The sequence below is a fragment of the Butyrivibrio sp. NC3005 genome (genome assembly GCF_000424545.1).
GTDB lineage: Bacteria > Bacillota > Clostridia > Lachnospirales > Lachnospiraceae > Butyrivibrio.
This window is the reverse complement of sequence record NZ_AUKC01000006.1, coordinates 106,207-121,001: the sequence shown is the minus strand read 5'-3', so window position 1 is coordinate 121,001 and position 14,795 is coordinate 106,207. Positions and strand designations below refer to the sequence as shown.

Here is a 14,795-nt window from a genome sequence, read left to right as displayed (position 1 = left end):
AAATAATACTTTACACCAATAGACTAATTATGTCAATACTTTTTTTGAATTATTTTGATTTTATTTTTCTAAAAAATTCATCTAAGGAATCCGGCTATAATCTGCTCTTCTGCTTCCTCTTCTGTAAGACCAAGTGTCATAAGCTTAATGAGCTGATCTCCCGCAATCTTACCAATGGCTGCTTCGTGAATAAGAGCCGCATCAACGTTGTTAGCATCAAGTCTTGGTATAGCAACTACATGAGCATTTCCCATAATAATAGCATCACATTCAGCATGACCTGAACAAAGTGTATTTCCAACTATTGCAGCCTCGAAAATCTGCTCAGAATCATCTTTGGCAACGGAACGTGAAATTACATCTGTACTGGAGTTTTCTCCATTAAGTTCAACATTATAAACACTTGTAGCCTTTTGACTTCCATGTGTCATGAGTCTTTCATGAACGATAAGTGTAGCATTTGATGCAAGCTCTGCCTTGGTGGTGCGAACAGTTGAGTCTACGCCCTTTATCTGCACCATCTCCATATTAACATAGCTTCCTTCTTCCTGATAAACTTCCGTGACAGGATTGAGGATTCGTTTACCTTGTCCATCGCCTTCTCCATAATGCTTTTCTACATAACGTACTTTAGCATTTTTCCCGACAAAGAATCTATGTACACCATCATGCTCTGAATCCTGAGTTCCACAATTATGTATTCCGCATCCTGCTACAATTGTTACATCACTATCATCGCCTATGTAGAAATCATTATATACTGTTTCTTTAATTCCGCTCTTACTAAGAACGACAGGAATATGAACGCTTTCTCTCTTTGTCCCTGGCTTAATACGAATATCAATACCAGATTTATCTTCTTTGGTAACAATATCAATATTAGATGTTGTATTACGAGCAGCAAGTTCACCATCTGTACGGATGTTATATGCTCCCTCTGGCATCTCATGCAAATCAGCCACTTCTGCAATTAACTGTCTTTGAATCTCATCCATTGATAGTACCTCCTAGCTTCTCACAAGCAATTTTTCTAGCAGATGATGTTCCTAAAATTTCAGGAAGAATTTCTTCCTTACTTCCCTGACTCTTAACATGTCCATCTTCTATAACTACAATTTCATCTGCAATATTAAGTATTCGCTCCTGATGTGATATTACCAGAATAGTACCATTTATAGACTCTCTGATATTCTCGAAAACTTTGATAAGATTCTGGAAGCTCCACAAATCAATTCCAGCCTCTGGCTCATCAAAGATAGAAAACTTTGTTCCTCTGGCAAGTACTGTTGCAATTTCTATTCTCTTTAGCTCTCCGCCCGAAAGTGAAGAGTTAACTTCTCTATTTACATAATCTTTTGCACAAAGTCCTACTTTGGAAAGATATTCGCATGCTGTGGCAACTGAAATCTTCTCTCCTGCAGCAAGTCTTAATAAATCAACAACTTTGATTCCCTTAAAATGTACTGGAGCCTGAAATGCAAAGCTGATACCGCGCTTTGCTCTTTCTGTAATATTCTTATCAGTAATATCCTCCCCATCCAATATAATCTTACCGGAAGTAATAGGATTTACGCCCATAATAAGCTTAGCCAAAGAAGACTTACCACCACCATTAGGTCCTGTAATAACTACAAATTTTCCATCACCTACCGTAAGGTTTAAGCGGTCTATTATAGTAAGTTTCTTACCATTATCTTCAACTTCATATGTGAGGTCTTTTATCTCTAACATAAAAATCTCCTCTATCTAATGTTATGTATTCCTTCCTAGTATAACTGTTAACAGTTGCGATTTCAATAATTAGCACAAATGTTGCAATTCCTTATAAGAAAAAAAGCAGGTCAAACGACCTGCTTTTTCAACAATGCGTGCGACAGGATTCGAACCCACGACCTTCTGGTCCGTAGCCAGACGCTCTATCCAGCTGAGCTACGCACGCATCTGTATTCATTTGCACCAACTCTCGTCGGCGACAAAAAATACTTTATACCATCATGGAGTTCTTGTCAACACCTTTTTTGATATTTTTTGTTTTCTTGCTGAGATTTTTGATAATCATCAGCAAGAATCCTGCTTTGCAGGACAAAATTTGTCTTAACGACAAATTTTGGTCTGGTACGGTTATTGATTTGAATACTTAGTAGATTAGTTTTACTGGCTTGTAATATTTCATGAGCAGAACTGTTTATAAACGTTGGTACTTATGCGCTGTTTTTTAGCGCATTACGTACCACTACGTTTATAATCAAGCGAAAGCGTGTCTGCGACGAAATATACAAATAGTAAAACGGACTATATAGAAACAATAAAGTATAGTTTTTTGTCACTACGTTCCAAAAACTACGCAATCTGGCCATTTGAAAAGGCTTCGCCTTGGACCAGTTTGCCGCTTGACTTTTGTTCTCACGAAACTCGCAGTAAATGCGAGTTTCTGAATGTAAGTGACAAGAAGTCATGCATTAAAATAACTAATAGTTTCAGTCATATTAGAAGCAAGGCTTTGAAGCTTGATTGCTTCATCTGTAATAACTGTAAACGTAGCAGCAAGTTCCTGCATTGACGCATTTGTCTCTTCTGCAGAAGCTGCATTTTCCTGTGATATAGCTGAAAGATCTGTTATTATTTCCACTAAATGGTTCTTGGCTGTATTTAGAGTATCAATATGCTTTGCAATATTTTCTGTACTGCTTGATACATTTTCAACATTTTCAGACATATCCTGCATATTAGATTTGGTATCCTCTAACTGTTGTGCCTGCTGTTCGAAATTTGTATTAAGTCTTTGCATAACTTTTACAGATTCTTCCGAATCAAGAACAAGTTTTTCAACTATTTTCTTTATTTCTTCTGCGCTCTGGCTACTCTGTACGGCCAACTGTCCTATCTCTGTTGCAACTACTGCAAATCCCTTTCCTGCATCACCTGCTCTAGCTGCTTCTATACTGGCATTAAGTGATAACAGATTGGTCTGTGATGCTATTTCCGTAATGGCCTGTGTAAAGTTGGATATTTCTTTTGCAGATTCATTAGTTGACTCAATTGTCTGTCCAATGTCTTTAACAGATTCTTTAACTTCAGTACTTTGTTCTATCAGCTTTTTAAGAGCATCCATAGCTGCTTCACAGGATGTTTTCATTTGCTCTGAATAATTGTTAAGCTCATTTATATTAGATGATACTTCGTCAATATCCAGTTCAATGTCCTGTGTTCTTCCCGAAGCCGTTTCTACACTTTGAGCCTGAGTGGAAGCACCTTTTGATATTTCTTCAATCGCTATTCCAACCTGACTCGAAGCGCTTGATGCCTGACTGGCAGAATCCGATAATCCTTCACTTGACTTTTCAAGTTCTCTTGACATATGTACTGTTTTGCTTACTACGTCTCCCAATTTATCAGATAAAGTCTGCGCTCCATCGGCCAAAAGCCCGATTTCATCTCTTCTTGTAATAGAATCTTTATCAATATGAAGATTCAAATCACCTTTTGAAAGACTTGAAAGTTCATGTGCTATATCTTTCATCTTCTTAGAAACTTTCGCAGATACAGCCATTCCTAAAACAGACAAAACGACGGCGATTACAAATGATATTACTACCATTGTCATTATTACTCTTAAAAGCTTGATATCTACATCTCTTTTGCCTCGGCCTGAATATACCATTCCAAATGGAGTTCCATCATCCTGCAATAAAGGAGTGTAATATGAATAATACTCTATTTCAGCTCCTGCAGGTGTTGCACCAGGCGAATAATACTCTTTATTAGAATCTAATACTACGCTCTTTATCTTGTCAGGTACTTTAAATCCGGTAATTCGTTGCCCATTAACTTTCATAGTTGTTATCATGCGGACATTTCCTGCAAATAAAGAATATTCTATATCTGTTTTGGACTTAAGCTCATCCAAAATATTCTGGAATTTTTCTGTAACATCTGTATCACCTTTATAAACTTTTTCTCCATCTACTCTCCAGTCTCCTTCAATGGAATTGGAGAATTCACTCTCAAGCTGCTGAGATGCAACCTTTAACTCCTCTTTGACTATTTCATCATAAATCCCATTGATTTCCAATCCGCTTATTACTGTCAGAACAATCGAAATTCCCACAATAGCTGCTATCGCTATCAATACAATTTTCTGAACCAGTTTACCTTTTTTTACCTTGGAGTCCATACACTTTCTCCTTTAATGCTTGACTAATATCCTTATTTGTCACTAGCTTCTTAAAAAGCTTACAAGCATCAGATTTTAGTCTTCTTCTGCATTTTCTTTTACTTCCCTGTTTCTGGTTTCATAAAAAAGTGTGTTCAGTTCTTTTTGCGCGGCTCTGAAACAATTTAATAATTTTGCTGAATACACTCCGCACTCTCCATTCATTATCATTGAGAATGCCTTATCCGGAGCAATCGCAGCCTTATAAACTCGCTGGCTCAAAAGCGCATCATATACATCTGCAAGCGCAGTGAGCTGGGATGCAATAGATATTTCCTCTCCTTTCAATCCATCCGGATAACCTGTTCCATCGTATCTTTCATGGTGGTGGCGCACAATATCATAGCAAATGATGTAGAAATCCTTTTCCTGTACATCACTCATCATCCTGATAATCTCACAGCCTCTTGTTGTATGAGATTTCATTACTTCAAATTCATCCTGAGTAAGGCGACCTGGTTTCAGAAGAATATTGTCAGGAACAGCTATCTTGCCTATATCATGCATTGCAGAAGCCCTTGCAATCATACTAACTTTTGTCTCATCCAATTTATATTCTGGATACATTGACATACAATACCTTGCAAGTATCTCTACAAATCCACGTATTCTGACAAGATGAAAGCGCGATTCAAGATTTCTAAATTCAATTACTCCGCAAATAGTATCAATTATTCTGATATTATTTGTCTTAAAGTAATTTTCTTTAACCTTGATTTCTTCATTTTGCTTATTCATCAAGTCATTTTGTTTATTCATAAGCGCTGCCTGGGCATTGTTTTTGTCCTGCAATTCCTTATTTCTTCTAATAAGGTTTACAGCGCGATTAACTTTATATTTGACAATATTGGAATCAAAGGGCTTGGGAATGACGTCGAGTACGCCTCGTTCATAACACTTTCTTTCTATATCTATGGAACTTCCCACCATTATTACAATAACCGGTGTCTGATCCATGATACCAAGCTTTTTCATTTGATCTAATATCTCGAATCCGTCCAGTCCTGACAGATTAATATCTATAAGGACAGATGCTAATTTGTCCAAATGAGATGCCATAAGCTGCAATGCATCCTGACTATTATCTGTTTCAAGGATTTCGTAATCTTTCTCAAATATTCCTTTAAGCAGATCACGGTTTACCTTTGAATCATCCGCAATAAGAATCGCCCAAGAAGCTGCCATAATCTGTTCCTTTCTAAAAATGAGTGTTTTTTGTCTAATACGGTTCTTGCCACTTTCCTCGAGAAACTCACATTTACCGTATGTTTTGTGAAAACATGAATCTAGTGGACAACAGTAACTAAATTATATTTATTCTTTGGTGAAAATAATCCCACCTTTTTCACTCCTGGTTTTCTTAACCGGAATTTTTGTTCCAGCTATGATGAGCAGGCATCCCTCATATACAGTTCTTCGCACTTCAACAACTGCATTATTTATTCTGGAAATCAATTCTTCTAATTCATGCTTTTTCTGTTTGCAAGCTTCTAGTTCTTTTTCTTTCATGGATACTGCAATAGTAATTTTTGTTTTCCATTGAAGATTCTTCGCAATTTTGGTATCAAGTCCAGCTGCTTTCTTTTGTTCTTTTGATAGTGTTTTTAATTCCTCTTTTAGCTTTTCAAGTTTTTCTTTGCACTCATTGTAAGAAGCTTCCACTTCAGGTGTTGCACCTATAGATACTACAGTCTTAGAGTTAACATCATTACCAAGATATGCAGTATTAACGCCCATCTGTGAAATTATCTCACAGCCAAATATTCTTCCACTGTCGCCATACGCTATTATTTCACCTTTTGTATGAACCTTGCAGTTAATACACTCATTCGTATAAATTGACTTTTCTGCGATAATATCCATTTGAAGAAGATATCCAGCATATACACATCCTGCTGCCTTAATACTTCCTCTTCTCTCCAAGCCATTTGCTCCAACTCTAAATACAACATTACCACCGGATTCAATCACAGCATTTTCAGCAAGACCATCTATTATTACATCGCCTCTAGCTTTTATAACTGATCTTGGAGGAACATCCGCTTTCACCCACACACTTCCAGCATGATCTATGTTAAGAGGAGTATTTTCTGTATTCTCTATAGTCATCAAAGGATCAACATACATGAATCCCGGCTCTATTCGTACTGTACCTGACACCGCAGAGCAATAAACTCTATCTTTCATTTCCATAAAGCCATAGCCTTTGAGATTATCTAACTCTCTTCCGTTCTTTCCTGGCAAAGTTACGCCTTTTACTGTAAATCCATCTCGTCCAGGAATAGCCTGATGATATTCTGCCAGTTTCGCTCCTGCTTTTACCGTAACAAAATACTTAACTCTATAAAGATTCATTGTTCCATCTTTGTTAAATTCTGGCTGGGAAGGTATCATTCTGTCAAAAAAATACTCATAATAGCCATCTTTTCCAAACTTAGGACCTTGTCCTTCGGCAACAAGTACATCCTCATCAAACATCTGCTTAGTCAGCATATCCTCGATGACATCTTTTTTGACACCACGAACAATCTGCATTTTATTCAGCAGATTAACAATAAATTTTGTAGTATAATTTTTTCCATTAAGAAGCCTTGGCAATTTTAGGAAAACTTTCATATTATCAGGAGTTATCTTAACAAAGTGCTCCTGATCTACAACTTCGCTGTATCCATTCTTGCTGCTTAAGATATCTTTAGTTTCCCCTGTTCGCATACGCTCTTCAGTAAGCGTCTGTGTCTTAATTGCGGGTGCTCCACCAGGTACAAGAGGATCAACAGCCTGCTGACCTTTAACTATATCTTCACCATTTTCGAGTCTATGCCTTATCTGGCGCATCTCCTTTGCCGTATACATCATACTCGAATACTGGCTGACATCAACGTTTTTCTCAAGACCTTTGCGAATTTCTCGCATCTGCGTCGGCAAATATAACGGCTTTGCATATACACTGACATCAACTTTTCTTTCAAGACCTATTCTAATTTGATGCATCTGCTGCCAAGTGAACTCTGTATTTGCATATATACTTACGTCAAGATTTTCACTAAGTCCTAGTCTTATTTCTTTTAAACTTTCACCTCGAATTATTGGGTCAAAATATGGTTCCATTGGGAGTTTTTGCTCAAGAGCAAGGCGAATCTGCTCAAGTTGTTCTTCATCATAATCCAAAGCCAAATATTGTGATAAATCAATTTTGCTAAGATATGCTTGATGAATCTGGTCAAGAACTGACGCTGAAAATTTTTTTATCTGTTCTTTCGTGAAAACGCAACTATCCTTAAGACTTTCACGAATCACATGCATCTTCAAATGAGTGATATTAGGATAAGCATAACTTGAAATATCAAGATTTTCTGAAAGCCCAAGCCTAATTTCACGCATTTGAGTCCAATCAAAAGCAACGTTAAGATAGAAAATGACAGGTATGTCACTTTCCAATCCTAATCTTATTTCTCTCATCTGAGCAGATGCATATTCTTTTTTACAATAAAGGGAAACATCTACTTTTTTTTGAAGTCCCTGACGGACTTCAATCAACTGATTTAAATTCAGACCTTCTTTGCGAATTAACTCTAAATCTCCACCAGCCTGCTGACAAAGTCGCAACTCCTGCGCAATTTTTTCTTCTTTGTTTACAGTTTGTTTATTATTTTCAGATGTAACAGATAAATCCCTTGTCTGCACTGTACTCATACTCACCTGTCCCTTACTGTTATTAATCCTTTAATAAAACATCAGCTTTCTTAGTATATCGGCATTTTATGTGAAAAAATTACCAAAAAAACAAATAGCATCTGTACGATTAATTTATCGGATTAGTTTTATTTTTTATGAGTAAATGCATGACTTTTGTTCTCACGAAAATCAAGAACCGTACCAGACCAAAATTTGTCATTAAGACAAATTTTGTCCTGCGAAGCAGGATTCTTGCTGATGATTATCCTAAATCTCAGCAAGAAGTCATAGATAAATTAATTAAGAAAATTCAACTTCTTATCTTTAATCTTTTAGAAGTCAATTTCTTGTTATATCGGCATACTCTCCTTTATCTGCTTTAAGAAGATCATCGGGAGCAAGTTCAAGCTGTGAGCCTATTCTTCCTCCGCTGACATAAATTGTATCTTGTTCTTTTGCCTCTATAGCAACTCGTGTTACATATTGTTTCTTCATTCCTATTGACGTTGTACCGCCTCTTATATACCCTGTAACCTTATTGATATCCTTTACAGGTATCATCTCAACATTTTTAACTCCTACGCTCTTAGCACATTTTTTAAAATCAAGTTCCTTTTCTATCGGGAGAACAAATACGTAGTAGTTATGATCAGCTCCTATTGTAACAAGTGTCTTGAACACCTTTTCATGACTTTGTCCAAGGCTATCTGCTATCTGAATTCCATCCACAAATTCTTTGCACTCATATTCATGGTGTTTATAAGGAATCTTCATAGTATCTAAAATTCTCATTGCATTTGTTTTAACTTCTTTTTTAGCCATTTTAATACTCCTGAATAAATTACACTACTAAATCTGTTGCTATAAATACCATAGTACTTACAGCATGATAATAATACCACTTTTCTTCTTTAATGTTAAAAATACAGTTTTGAATCACTTTTGTAATTAACTATGATCCACTTGCTGTTTGCTGATTTTGTAGAAAACACATTTTCCTGATAATAAACATAACGACGCATCAATTCCAAAAGAATCCAACTGTCTTGTCAGGTGTATTTAATATTTTTACATATGTCTTGACTTATTCTTTTCCAAGGAGTAAAGTATTCTCAATGTATCACAAATGCTTTGATTCTATATAAAGCAGACTATGACACGGAGGAGATTATGAACGAATTAACTCAGGAAATTCGAGATTTATGTAAAGAAAAAGATGCTTTGATTCTGGCCCACTACTATGTTGATGAAAAGGTTCAAGACATAGCTGATTATATAGGCGACTCTTTCTATCTTGCCAAGGTTGCAAAATCTGCATCTTGCAAGACTATTGTTTTTTGTGGTGTAACTTTTATGGGACAGTCTGCCAATATTCTTAGCCCTGACAAGACAGTTCTTATGCCAGACCTTAATGCAGTATGTCCTATGGCACTTATGGTAAATGCAGAAGATATCCAAAAAATGAGAGCACAATATGATGACCTTGCAGTTGTATGCTATATCAATTCTATGGCAGAAATTAAAGCTTTATCTGATGTCTGTGTAACAAGTTCCAATGCACTCAATATTGTAAAGAATCTTCCAAATAAGAATATTTTCTTTATTCCTGATGGAAATCTTGGCAGATACATTGCAAATATGTGTCCAGAGAAAAACGTCATTTTAAATCCTGGTCACTGTCATGTACATTCAACTATTACAGCTGATGACGTTGAACGCGCTTTTAATTTACATCCAAATGCACAAGTTCTGGTTCATCCAGAGTGTAAAGAAGAAGTCTGTAATCTCGCAGATTTCATCGGTTCAACAAAAGATATTATTGAATATTCCCAAGAAAGTGACTGCACTGATTTCATTATATGCACTGAACTTGGTGTTATACATGAAATGAAAAAGCGTTCACCTGAAAAGAACTTTTATGCTGTAAATTCTTATCAGATCTGCCCGAATATGAAAAAAGTAACTTTAGAGAAGATTCGTGACTGTCTTAAGTACAATAAAGGCGAAATCACAGTTGATGAAAGCCTAAGAGATTTAGCTGATTCTCCTCTTGAACGAATGTTGGAACTTGGAAGTGTTCCAGAACGGAGCCTTATATGAAAAAATCATTTCTTACTGATATAGTTATAGTTGGTTGTGGTGTTGCTGGTCTTTATACAGCTTTGAAACTCCCTAAGGAGCGCAAAATAACTATTATATCCAAAGGTGCTGCTGATGAATGTGATAGTTATCTTGCACAAGGCGGCATCTGTATGTTAAGAGATGAAAACGATTATGACAGCTATTTTGAAGATACAATGAGAGCCGGACATTATGAAAACAATACAAAAGCTGTAGACCAGATGATTAGAGAGTCTGTTTTTGTCATAGACGATCTTATTTCCTATGGTACACGTTTTGCCAGAACTGCAGATGGCAAACTAGACTTTACTAGAGAAGGTGCTCATTCGAATAAGAGAATTCTTTTTCACGAAGATATCACCGGAAAAGAAATCACTTCACATTTACTAGAAGAAGTTAAAACCCGTTCTAATATCACCATCTATGAAAACGTTACAATGGTTGATATTTTGACTTGTGCAAATGATAACAAAGAATTTTGCTCAGGCATTCTATGCCTCTGTTCTCCAAGAAGTCCTCTTTATGAATATAGCAATGATACAAGCAAAGAGGGCAATGGACTTGTCTGTATCGAAGCAAGCGCCACTATTCTTGCATGTGGAGGAATTGGCGGTTTGTTTAATCACAGCACAAACTATCCTATTCTTACAGGAGATGCACTAGCTGTTTGCCTAAAACATGGCATTAAACTTGAAAACCCCGATTATATACAGATTCACCCTACTACTCTTTTCACAACAAAGAACGAAAGAGCATTCCTTATAACTGAATCTGTTCGAGGAGAAGGCGGAATCCTACTTAATTCGAAAAAGCAAAGATTCGTGGACGAGCTTCTTCCAAGAGATGTTGTTAGTAATGCTATTTTTGCAGAAATGAAAAAAGAAGGCTCAAGTCATGTATGGCTTTCAATGGAAAATATACCTAAAGAAGAAATCCTTACTCATTTTTGCCATATATATGAAAAATGTCTCGAAGAAGGCTATGACTGCACTAAAGAACCTATTCCGGTCGTTCCTGCCCAGCACTATTTTATGGGCGGGATAAAGGTAGATTTGAATGGTCAAACTTCTCTTCCCATGCTCTTTGCAATCGGTGAAACCTGCTGCAATGGAGTTCATGGTAAGAACAGACTTGCCAGCAACTCTTTGTTAGAGAGTCTTGTATGGGCAAAAAAAGCTGCGCTTACAATTGAAAAAAACTTTTTTGAATATACTATTTCTTTGACAAATCCAAAGGATGTTAATCTTGAAGAATACAAAGACGAGAACAGCCTGTTTTCTTCATATAGAAAAATAGTACTAGATGAAATTGAAAGGATGAAACATTATCATGAACAACACACAACAAAGAAGTACAGCACACCTGTCTCCAATCACAATGAAACTTCAGGCAGACGAACTGATTTGGTCAGCGCTTAAAGAAGATATTACTTCTGAAGACGTATCTACAAATGCTGTTATGCCAGTGTCTACAAACGGGCATGTAGATTTAATTGCCAAACAGGATGGAGTAGTTGCTGGACTCGACGTTTATGCACGTGTTTTTACATTATTAGATGATACAACAAAAGTCAGTTTCTTTGTAAATGATGGTGACAAAATCACAAATGGTCAGAAAATCGGTGAAGTTGAAGGCGATATTAGAGTCCTTTTATCTGGTGAAAGAGTTGCACTTAACTATTTGCAGAGAATGAGTGGTATTGCTACTTATACTGCGAATGTAGTCAATCTCCTTAAAGGTTCTAAAATAAAACTTTTGGATACTCGCAAGACAACTCCTAACATGAGAGTTTTCGAAAAATATGCTGTAACAGTTGGCGGCGGAAGAAATCACCGTTATAATCTATCTGATGGAGTTCTTCTTAAGGACAATCATATTGGTGCAGCTGGCAGTGTAAAAAAAGCCATCGAAATGGCTAAAGACTATGCTCCATTTGTACGAAAAATCGAGGTTGAAGTCGAAAATCTTGACATGGTAAAAGAGGCTGTTGAAGCAGGCGCCGATATTATCATGCTCGACAATATGTCTCACAAAGAGATTGAGGAAGCTATGAAAATAATAAATGGTAAGTGTGAAGTAGAAGTTTCTGGAAACGTAACCGCTGAAAATATTTCCATCTTATCTGACCTTGGTGTCGATTATATTAGCAGTGGTGCTCTTACTCATTCTGCTCCGATACTCGATTTATCAATGAAGAACCTTCATCCTATTTTGTAAGACCAAGAAAGGATGTTGTTTATGCGAATTAGCGGTGAGGAACGTAGAAATCGAATAATTGAATTACTAGCTCAGGCCGATAGTCCTATTTCTGGAAGCCAGCTTTCCAAAAAACTTAGCGTTAGCAGACAGGTTATTGTAACAGACATTGCACTTTTAAAAGCAACTAGGCCAGACCTTGTCTCAACTAGTTCAGGATACATTTTGATGCATGCATCAAACACAAGACGAGTTTATAAAGTCAGGCATACAGATTTACAAATTGAAGATGAACTTACTACTATTGTAGATTTAGGCGGAAGCGTCCAGAATGTTTATGTAGAACATAAGGTTTATGGTACAATTACCGCTCCTTTGCAGATTAGTTCTAAACGCGATATTCAAAACTATTTAAAAGACATGAAGAGCGGCGTCTCGTCTCCACTTTCAAGTCTGACTGACGGATATCATTATCATACTATCGAAGCTCGCAGCGAACGTATTCTAGATGAAATCGAAGATGCTCTACGCGAAAAAGGATATCTTATCGAAACAAGAAAAGCTCCTGTTATCTATGAGCCCAAAAACTACTCAAATATCTGATAGCCACTTTAATCGCTTTCTTGTAAGTTTTATGGTCAAGATTTAGTTGATTCTGTTCTTTCATCAAGGAAAAAGACTATGAATGACAGTCGTATTTAAAATTTTGGCCTGAAAATAAAAAATCCAGGAAGTACGAATAAAATTCATCTTCCTGGATTTTTTTCAATATGAGGAAACCACTTCAAAGAACTCTGTGACTGACTTGACACACTGCATATTCAATGCAAAGTTTATCAAATCAAATCTCGTAAAATAGAATACTGCAAACATTACGACCATACATACCGGAAGTCCGGACAATGCTCCTTTAACATCTACACTACTCATGTTCATATGTGTAAAAATGCTTAATACCACATATCCAAATATAATAAACTGCCACCATATTCCGCATTTGGCGTAACAACAGGTAAATAAATAATACAAGCTTATACTTCCCAAATAGACAGGAGCAGTGCTGGCAAGTGTTTTCTGTAATGATGTAAATAATACATTTCCCTTTGGAATATAGGTAACGCTACCAAGTGTATTTCCATTTGGAAGCAATGTTATTTCTTTTATTGTTGCACCTGTCAATGCTGCGACTGCAGCATGAGCAAGCTCATGATGTACCGTTCCCAAATAAAGCCCATAATTATGAAATGCATAGGCACCTTGCTGTCCAATTAGTTTACTAAAAAAAGTCAGCAATGCCATATCCAGTATCTCTACTATTCTGCCGAATGCAATAAATGCGATTGGAACAAAGATTGTATTTAATAAAGCTGTTGTAAAATAATTATTAATACGAAACCATTGAACTATTTCTTGTATCTGTTGCAAATCATTACCCTCGTCTTACAAAAGCCCTCAAAAGATTATTAACCTTTTGAGGGCTTTAAAAAATCTAATTATTTTGTTTTAAAACAGAATTCTTAGATTATGCTGTCTGTCCCTTTGCCTCAAGTGCAGCCTTCAAAGACTTTGTAAGTTCAGGAAGAATCTTGTTAAGATCTCCTACAATACCATAGTCAGCTACATCGAAGATAGGAGCATTCTCATCCTTGTTAATTGCGATGATGATATCAGACTCTTCCATACCAGCAACGTGCTGAATAGCGCCTGAAATACCAATTGCAAAGTAAACATGAGGACGAACTGTCTGACCTGTCTGACCAACCTGAAGTTCCTTTGGCTTCCAGCCATTATCTACTACTGCACGAGAACATGAAACTGTTCCATGAAGTACTTCGGCAAGATCATCAAGAAGTTTGAAGTTCTCAGCACTTCCAACACCACGACCACCAGATACAAGAATCTTTGCATCAGCGATGTTAGCAACGTTAGATACTTCCTTAACTACCTTAAGGATTTCTGTGTAGCAGTCATTCTTCTCAAATCCTGGATTATAGTTGATGATTTCAGGATTTGCATCAGCAATAGGAGCAATCTTCTGCATAACACCAGGACGAACTGTTGCCATCTGTGGACGGAACTCTGGGCAAGCGATAGTAGCAATTGTGTTACCACCGAATGCAGGACGTGTCATAAGAAGCTGATTGTGCTTCTGTTCCTGTCCTGGGATAGCATTGATTGGGAAATCACCAATCTCAAGAGATGTACAGTCAGCTGTAAGACCTGTGTGGATACGTGCAGAAACACGAGGACCAAGGTCACGTCCGATAGCTGTAGCACCTACTAAGAGGATTTCTGGCTTGAACTCTTTAACAACAGATGCAAGTGCATGTGCATAAGGCTCTGTTCTATACTCTTTAAGTTCTGGATCGTCTACTACGATAACACGATCTGCACCGTACTCACCAAGCTTTCCTGCAAGTGATCCTACTTCAGATCCGCAGAGGATAGCTGTTACCTTTTCATCAAGATCTTTTGCAAGATCCTTAGCTTTGCCCAAGAGCTCGAGTGCGATTGTGCTAATCTCGTTATCAACCTGCTGAGCAAAGATATATACGCCCTTATATTCTTCTAAAGACATGTTCTTTCTCCT

The 14,795-nt window shown here is 36.9% G+C and carries 12 protein-coding genes and 1 tRNA gene; 4 read left to right on the top strand and 9 right to left on the bottom strand.

Going from position 1 to position 14,795, the window contains the following annotated elements; translation table 11 throughout:
- Positions 1 to 77 precede the first annotated feature (77 nt).
- The 7 genes from G634_RS0102925 to ybaK form a co-directional block, all read right to left on the bottom strand.
- Complete coding sequence (locus tag G634_RS0102925; protein ID WP_026504043.1) at positions 78 to 995, bottom strand: SufB/SufD family protein; 918 nt, start codon at positions 993 to 995, stop codon at positions 78 to 80.
- Positions 988 to 1,731 carry an ABC transporter ATP-binding protein gene (locus G634_RS0102920; RefSeq protein ID WP_026504042.1) on the bottom strand — a complete coding sequence of 248 codons (744 nt, stop codon included), beginning with the start codon at positions 1,729 to 1,731 and terminating at the stop codon, positions 988 to 990. The genes G634_RS0102925 and G634_RS0102920 overlap by 8 nt, the downstream gene beginning before the upstream one ends.
- Positions 1,732 to 1,865: 134 nt before the next feature.
- Positions 1,866 to 1,939, bottom strand: a tRNA-Arg gene (locus G634_RS0102915).
- 513 nt (positions 1,940 to 2,452) lie between these two features.
- Positions 2,453 to 4,174, bottom strand: coding sequence for a methyl-accepting chemotaxis protein (locus G634_RS0102910; RefSeq protein ID WP_026504041.1), 1,722 nt, complete (start codon positions 4,172 to 4,174; stop codon positions 2,453 to 2,455).
- A 75-nt stretch (positions 4,175 to 4,249) separates the two neighbouring features.
- On the bottom strand, positions 4,250 to 5,398 hold the full coding sequence (locus G634_RS0102905) for an HD domain-containing phosphohydrolase (protein WP_035798665.1): 1,149 nt from the start codon (positions 5,396 to 5,398) through the stop codon (positions 4,250 to 4,252).
- 129 nt (positions 5,399 to 5,527) lie between these two features.
- Positions 5,528 to 7,906, bottom strand: a complete 2,379-nt coding sequence (locus G634_RS0102900) for a DUF342 domain-containing protein (protein WP_026504039.1) — start codon at positions 7,904 to 7,906, stop codon at positions 5,528 to 5,530.
- Between the two features lie 321 nt (positions 7,907 to 8,227).
- Positions 8,228 to 8,710 carry a Cys-tRNA(Pro) deacylase gene (gene ybaK, locus G634_RS0102895; RefSeq protein WP_026504038.1) on the bottom strand — a complete coding sequence of 161 codons (483 nt, stop codon included), beginning with the start codon at positions 8,708 to 8,710 and terminating at the stop codon, positions 8,228 to 8,230.
- Positions 8,711 to 9,058: 348 nt separating this feature from the next.
- Here ybaK and nadA point away from each other — a divergent pair, with 348 nt between their 5' ends.
- Genes nadA through G634_RS0102875 form a run of 4 tightly spaced genes read left to right on the top strand, consistent with a single transcriptional unit; the run spans position 9,059 to position 12,808 of the window.
- Positions 9,059 to 9,988: a quinolinate synthase NadA gene (nadA, locus tag G634_RS0102890; RefSeq protein ID WP_026504037.1), complete on the top strand. Its 930-nt coding sequence runs from the start codon at positions 9,059 to 9,061 to the stop codon at positions 9,986 to 9,988.
- Positions 9,985 to 11,427, top strand: a complete 1,443-nt coding sequence (locus G634_RS17755; protein WP_081676430.1) for an L-aspartate oxidase — start codon at positions 9,985 to 9,987, stop codon at positions 11,425 to 11,427. The genes nadA and G634_RS17755 overlap by 4 nt, the downstream gene beginning before the upstream one ends.
- The gene (gene nadC / locus G634_RS0102880; protein ID WP_026504036.1) at positions 11,372 to 12,226 is read left to right on the top strand and encodes a carboxylating nicotinate-nucleotide diphosphorylase; all 855 of its coding nucleotides are present in this window, start codon (positions 11,372 to 11,374) and stop codon (positions 12,224 to 12,226) included. Before G634_RS17755 ends, nadC begins: the two co-directional genes overlap by 56 nt.
- Positions 12,227 to 12,247: 21 nt before the next feature.
- Positions 12,248 to 12,808, top strand: a complete 561-nt coding sequence (locus tag G634_RS0102875) for a transcription repressor NadR (RefSeq protein ID WP_035798663.1) — start codon at positions 12,248 to 12,250, stop codon at positions 12,806 to 12,808.
- A 162-nt stretch (positions 12,809 to 12,970) separates the two neighbouring features.
- On the opposite strand, the gene G634_RS0102870 is transcribed toward G634_RS0102875, so the two are convergent.
- Complete coding sequence (locus G634_RS0102870) at positions 12,971 to 13,630, bottom strand: hypothetical protein (protein WP_026504034.1); 660 nt, start codon at positions 13,628 to 13,630, stop codon at positions 12,971 to 12,973.
- 97 nt (positions 13,631 to 13,727) lie between these two features.
- Positions 13,728 to 14,783: an electron transfer flavoprotein subunit alpha/FixB family protein gene (locus tag G634_RS0102865; RefSeq protein WP_026504033.1), complete on the bottom strand. Its 1,056-nt coding sequence runs from the start codon at positions 14,781 to 14,783 to the stop codon at positions 13,728 to 13,730.
- Positions 14,784 to 14,795: the final 12 nt, after the last annotated feature.

Excerpts from the sequence above, each read along its gene's own strand:
- G634_RS17755 (WP_081676430.1), top strand. The coding sequence starts at position 9,985 with ATGAAAAAATCATTTCTTACTGATATAGTTATAGTTGGTTGTGGTGTT.
- G634_RS0102910 (WP_026504041.1), bottom strand. The coding sequence starts at position 4,174 with ATGGACTCCAAGGTAAAAAAAGGTAAACTGGTTCAGAAAATTGTATTG.
- G634_RS0102925 (WP_026504043.1), bottom strand. The coding sequence starts at position 995 with ATGGATGAGATTCAAAGACAGTTAATTGCAGAAGTGGCTGATTTGCAT.
- G634_RS0102875 (WP_035798663.1), top strand. The coding sequence starts at position 12,248 with ATGCGAATTAGCGGTGAGGAACGTAGAAATCGAATAATTGAATTACTA.
- G634_RS0102920 (WP_026504042.1), bottom strand. The coding sequence starts at position 1,731 with ATGTTAGAGATAAAAGACCTCACATATGAAGTTGAAGATAATGGTAAG.
- nadA (WP_026504037.1), top strand. The coding sequence starts at position 9,059 with ATGAACGAATTAACTCAGGAAATTCGAGATTTATGTAAAGAAAAAGAT.
- G634_RS0102900 (WP_026504039.1), bottom strand. The coding sequence starts at position 7,906 with ATGAGTACAGTGCAGACAAGGGATTTATCTGTTACATCTGAAAATAAT.
- G634_RS0102905 (WP_035798665.1), bottom strand. The coding sequence starts at position 5,398 with ATGGCAGCTTCTTGGGCGATTCTTATTGCGGATGATTCAAAGGTAAAC.
- ybaK (WP_026504038.1), bottom strand. The coding sequence starts at position 8,710 with ATGGCTAAAAAAGAAGTTAAAACAAATGCAATGAGAATTTTAGATACT.
- G634_RS0102865 (WP_026504033.1), bottom strand. The coding sequence starts at position 14,783 with ATGTCTTTAGAAGAATATAAGGGCGTATATATCTTTGCTCAGCAGGTT.